9 protein-coding genes are annotated in these 4,062 nt (G+C 34.6%); 1 reads left to right on the forward strand and 8 read right to left on the reverse strand.

Going from position 1 to position 4,062, the window contains the following annotated elements:
• Positions 1-619: 619 nt before the first annotated feature.
• Positions 620-1,009: a hypothetical protein gene (locus tag AB3X49_RS18740; protein WP_367963950.1), complete on the reverse strand. Its 390-nt coding sequence runs from the start codon at positions 1,007-1,009 to the stop codon at positions 620-622.
• Between the two features lie 13 nt (positions 1,010-1,022).
• The gene (locus AB3X49_RS18745; RefSeq protein WP_367963952.1) at positions 1,023-1,148 is read right to left on the reverse strand and encodes a DUF3983 domain-containing protein; all 126 of its coding nucleotides are present in this window, start codon (positions 1,146-1,148) and stop codon (positions 1,023-1,025) included.
• A 677-nt stretch (positions 1,149-1,825) separates the two neighbouring features.
• Here AB3X49_RS18745 and AB3X49_RS18750 point away from each other — a divergent pair.
• On the forward strand, positions 1,826-2,221 hold the full coding sequence (locus tag AB3X49_RS18750; protein WP_367963954.1) for a hypothetical protein: 396 nt from the start codon (positions 1,826-1,828) through the stop codon (positions 2,219-2,221).
• Positions 2,222-2,397: 176 nt separating this feature from the next.
• Here AB3X49_RS18750 and AB3X49_RS18755 read toward each other — a convergent pair whose 3' ends face one another.
• The 6 genes from AB3X49_RS18755 to fbpA are packed head-to-tail and all read right to left on the reverse strand — an operon-like array spanning position 2,398 to position 3,962.
• The gene (locus tag AB3X49_RS18755; RefSeq protein ID WP_367963957.1) at positions 2,398-2,664 is read right to left on the reverse strand and encodes a hypothetical protein; all 267 of its coding nucleotides are present in this window, start codon (positions 2,662-2,664) and stop codon (positions 2,398-2,400) included.
• A gap of 3 nt (positions 2,665-2,667) precedes the next feature.
• Positions 2,668-3,189: a dUTP diphosphatase gene (locus AB3X49_RS18760; RefSeq protein WP_367963960.1), complete on the reverse strand. Its 522-nt coding sequence runs from the start codon at positions 3,187-3,189 to the stop codon at positions 2,668-2,670.
• A gap of 13 nt (positions 3,190-3,202) precedes the next feature.
• Positions 3,203-3,370 (reverse strand): hypothetical protein, encoded by a 168-nt coding sequence (locus AB3X49_RS18765; protein WP_367963962.1) that lies wholly within the window; start codon positions 3,368-3,370, stop codon positions 3,203-3,205.
• Positions 3,371-3,381: 11 nt separating this feature from the next.
• Entirely contained in the window at positions 3,382-3,621 is a 240-nt protein-coding gene (locus tag AB3X49_RS18770) for a glutaredoxin family protein (RefSeq protein ID WP_367963964.1), read from the reverse strand.
• A complete protein-coding gene (locus AB3X49_RS18775) occupies positions 3,611-3,832 on the reverse strand; it encodes a hypothetical protein (protein WP_367963966.1) in 222 nt (73 codons plus the stop codon). The genes AB3X49_RS18770 and AB3X49_RS18775 overlap by 11 nt, the downstream gene beginning before the upstream one ends.
• Positions 3,816-3,962, reverse strand: coding sequence for a Fur-regulated basic protein FbpA (gene fbpA / locus AB3X49_RS18780; protein ID WP_098715831.1), 147 nt, complete (start codon positions 3,960-3,962; stop codon positions 3,816-3,818). The genes AB3X49_RS18775 and fbpA overlap by 17 nt, the downstream gene beginning before the upstream one ends.
• Positions 3,963-4,062: the final 100 nt, after the last annotated feature.

Here is a 4,062-nt window from a genome sequence, read left to right on the forward strand (position 1 = left end):
CAATAATAGTAGACTATCAGTTTCAAAAAACGAGTACTGCCTCTGTCACCAGTACTCGTTTTTTTACATAATGAAAGAAATAATCAAAATAAAAAAGGTATCCATAACCAAAAGTAGAATATAGTATACATCCAGTCCTAGTTTGTTTTTTGTATATATGTGTTGGAGAGACGATTTCATTCGTCTCTTTTTTTATTGTATTTATTTTTATTGGTATCATAAACCAAATATTAGCACATAGTAAGAATGGAAGAAGGACAGACGATATTGTTTTGTATGAATTCCCTTTTGTTTCCACACACGATTATCTAACCAAATACGTTTGTCCTTCTTCTATAAAGGGTGAAAAATGCACCATGCGAATTTACAATCAAAAATTCTTACCTCACACATTGCATTTTTCATTTCTTTTGAAATAAATTACATAATCCGGTACGTGATATTTTAACGTCCGTATACGATAAAAGAGCAACAGATACGTTCAGTTGCCCTTTCGTCAATTCTTTATGTTATTACTATAACTCATTTAATCAAGACTTAACATAAGCATAAGTTAAGTTAAGTTAAGTTAAGTTAAGTTAAGTTAAGTTAAGTTAAGTTAAGTTAAGTTAACGTGATGTTAACTTATGTTCTGAGCATACTCAATCTTACGTTTAATCTCAGCGTGTTTGTTATAGATATATTGTGTACTGTAACTTAACTCTTCAGCAATTCTTTCTAACGTCATGCCCTCCACATACTTACCATACATGATCTTGTGTTCTAATCCTTTGAATGACTGAATCACTTTCTTTAGTTCAAACATGTCATTCATCTTATGAGCTAAGTCATGTTCACGTATAGCAATACGATCTTCCAGTTTTGCTCCTTCTGATCCTTCAGTTAAACGTACTTCTTGTAAGCCACCATACACCCAGCGTTTTAATTCTTTCTTACTTCTACCTAAATCATTTTCCAAGTAGGTAATTTCATCTTCTAACTTTTGATAGTCCTTTAACCATTCTAGCAATGTGTATGCCACCTCACTTATTTAGGATGCCAGCATGTACAAATAGATTTCTCCATGCTGTTTTTACACGATGTTTTTCAAATAATTTAGTCCTACGAGCGATTGCTTTCCTTATTTTACGTTTTTTATGCTTTTTCATCGTTTTTCCCCTTGTATTTTCACCTCAAACCGATGAATCATTTTATACAGTGTTATTACACGTTTTTAGACACTTTACATTGTCCAAGACCTATTGCATTCAGAATTAATTTAAACGTTTAATTTCCTTATTATATAGAACCGTTTATTGAACATGAACATACACTGTAAAAAATTTACTCATTTAGGGAAATCTAATTACACTAATTTCCCTGAAAGATATTGAGGTCTGTATCTAGATTTCGATATTTTTTGGGTTTTATTAACCATTTCCTGAAGATAAACATATATTATTAAAATTGTAGGTATACACTGGTTCGAGAGTTCTGTACTGCAGGGCTCTTTCTTTTTTTGTAAAAGTCCCTATTCAAAATAGCATTTTTATTAAAAACTTTTCTCCTTTACACTGGACAAGCAGACGTTATTATCTGAAGACTCTTCACTCATAAAGATCTCCCCTGCCCTAAGAGCTCACCTATATTTATGCTCTTTTTGCTTACTATGACTACCATGATTGAGAATCCACTTAAGTAGAGCTTTTTTGTTACTTAAACAAAAACATTAAAGTAACAAACTAAAAAAAATCACATATAATATTAAGACATATTGGACAATCCTATATTTAATCCAAGTTATCTTTGGCAATAGCAAGCAAAGCATTACCGAAGGAGAATTTCTATGAGCATTGAGTTTTTTTCACTGGCACCCACAGCTTTTCAAGTGTTAAAAGCTGGAGAGTCGAATCCACAACAAATGAAACGCATTATTTATGGGCAAGCCACATCAGACGTAAATGGTATAGCTACACTTTATTTCACAGATAATCAATTGGCTAATGGTAAACCATTATTAACAACTGTTGACTATGCAGTAGCAAGCATATATTCTACCAACTCTTCGATAAATGCAAGACCAAGAGTACAAATGCGCGAGAAAAATGTTACTGGAAAATACGTCTCTGCTAATGTTACAAATATTAGTGGTGTCACAGTTCTAGGAATTAGTGTATTAGGTTCAGAAAATCCAATGAGTGGCATTCTTGTAGATTTTATGATTTTAGGTAGTTTTAAATAGTTAAGAAAAAGGTGAAAAGGGCTTAAAAGACATAGCAAGTTTATACCTCAGAGATACTTGTAAAATGTGCAAAAAATAAAAATGTACGACACAGGTATTTAGCCTTATAACACTCCTGTGAATTGAAGTTAGGAACTTATTTTATAGTGCTCTTTTCTAATAAAATTCAAATTGTATTATTTATCTCTAACCTTCGCCAAACGTTCCACAGCCTTTTGTCTTTGTTCCTCAGACATCACACGAACTTGTTTCATACCCACTTGTTTTTCTTGCAATACACCTTTTACAGCTATCACTTGCCCGTCGTCTTCTTCTAAGGTCTGTAACTCACATAGATTACTAAGTTTTTGAATGTGTTTTGGAACAGTAGAGTAAACCATCCACTCCTTTGTACTATTGTCAAAAACTAGAGTTGTTTCTTGTTCTTCACGAGGATATGCCATTGTTTATTTTCCTCCCCTTATTCCTGTTGATCCGAATCCACCAATACCACGTTCACTATCTGATAGCTTGTCTACTTCCACAAAGTTAGCTGTTTCTACTGGAGCAATAACAGCTTGTGCAATACGATCACCTTTTCTAACGATGTACACACCTTCTAAATAGCGAGAATATGACTCAGTTTCTTGTAACTCATTATTAATATTCAATGCGTACTTTCCAACCACACTTGAACTAAACGGCATATTTTTTTCAACAATCACACCCACATCACCACGGTAACCACTATCGACCGTACCTAAAATGACTCGTAATTTAGTTTTACGGGATACACCACTTCTAGGTCTTACTTGCATTTCATATCCTGGCGGCAATTCAAACGCTAAACCAGTTGGGATTACCTTCGTTTCCCCTGGTTCAATAATTATATCTTCTGCTGCTACAAGATCAAAACCAGCATCTCCAGACTTCGCATATTTTGGCAACTCCACATCTTTCACTCGTTTAATCTTCACTCGTAAATTCATTTCGTCCCGCTCCTTATAAGTAACTTTTTAATTTCTCTTTCTGTTTCTTCAACACTTCCAATGAAAGCTTCGTCTTCCGTTTCTCGTTATCCAATCCCACCAAGTGATATTCCATCTTACGAATCTCACTTTCTACTACTACAAGCTCACCTTCCAACTGTATTTTGGTTTCTTTCTTCACGCAATCACTCCTTATAGTCCTAATGCGTTCATAATCTTCCCTTCGTGAAATCCGTGTATAATGTTGCCATCCTCCATTAAGAATGCAGGTAATGTCATTAACCCTTGTTGTTTTATGTGATGTTCATTTTCTTTTAATTCAACGTTAATTTCCTTCATTTCTACATCAACCGGACAATGTTTCAGCATGAATTTTGCTCGTTTGCAGTCTCCACAATTATTTTTAGTGAACATAATGATCTTAGTTGCCATTCTCTTCAGTCTCCTTCGCTTCCGCTAATAGTTGAGTTACTTCAAACGTGCCATGTTCTACCTGTTCTACCTGTTCCATTTGTTCTTCATCTCCATTCCAAATCGGATGTTCTCCAATACCTCCACAATTATCACAAACGGCATCATACCCTGTTCCGTATCCACTAAATCCACTTCCCCCACATACTTCACATTCAACTGTTTGTTTCATTCTCCCCATCTCCCTTTATCAATTCGAATAACTCTTTTTCATCCATTTCATAAAGCTGACGTCCTGTATCTTCTTCTTTGTAAATTCCTTTATGTAGCAAGACGTCGATGTATATTTGTTTCCTGTCCATTGTTACTTCCTTATCAATTCAATTGCGTCTTCTGGTGAACGTGCTACCCCAGCAATCGCTCCGTTTTTATGCATTGTTTCAATAAAATGCTTCTGATCCG

Origin of the sequence: Bacillus sp. C30, assembly GCF_040838255.1 — a bacterium.
Lineage (GTDB): Bacteria > Bacillota > Bacilli > Bacillales > Bacillaceae_G > Bacillus_A > Bacillus_A mycoides.

Excerpts from the sequence above, each read along its gene's own strand:
- AB3X49_RS18745 (WP_367963952.1), bottom strand. The coding sequence starts at position 1,148 with ATGAAAAAGCATAAAAAACGTAAAATAAGGAAAGCAATCGCTCGTAGG.
- AB3X49_RS18750 (WP_367963954.1), top strand. The coding sequence starts at position 1,826 with ATGAGCATTGAGTTTTTTTCACTGGCACCCACAGCTTTTCAAGTGTTA.
- AB3X49_RS18755 (WP_367963957.1), bottom strand. The coding sequence starts at position 2,664 with ATGGCATATCCTCGTGAAGAACAAGAAACAACTCTAGTTTTTGACAAT.
- AB3X49_RS18760 (WP_367963960.1), bottom strand. The coding sequence starts at position 3,189 with ATGAATTTACGAGTGAAGATTAAACGAGTGAAAGATGTGGAGTTGCCA.
- AB3X49_RS18770 (WP_367963964.1), bottom strand. The coding sequence starts at position 3,621 with ATGGCAACTAAGATCATTATGTTCACTAAAAATAATTGTGGAGACTGC.
- AB3X49_RS18775 (WP_367963966.1), bottom strand. The coding sequence starts at position 3,832 with ATGAAACAAACAGTTGAATGTGAAGTATGTGGGGGAAGTGGATTTAGT.
- fbpA (WP_098715831.1), bottom strand. The coding sequence starts at position 3,962 with ATGGACAGGAAACAAATATACATCGACGTCTTGCTACATAAAGGAATT.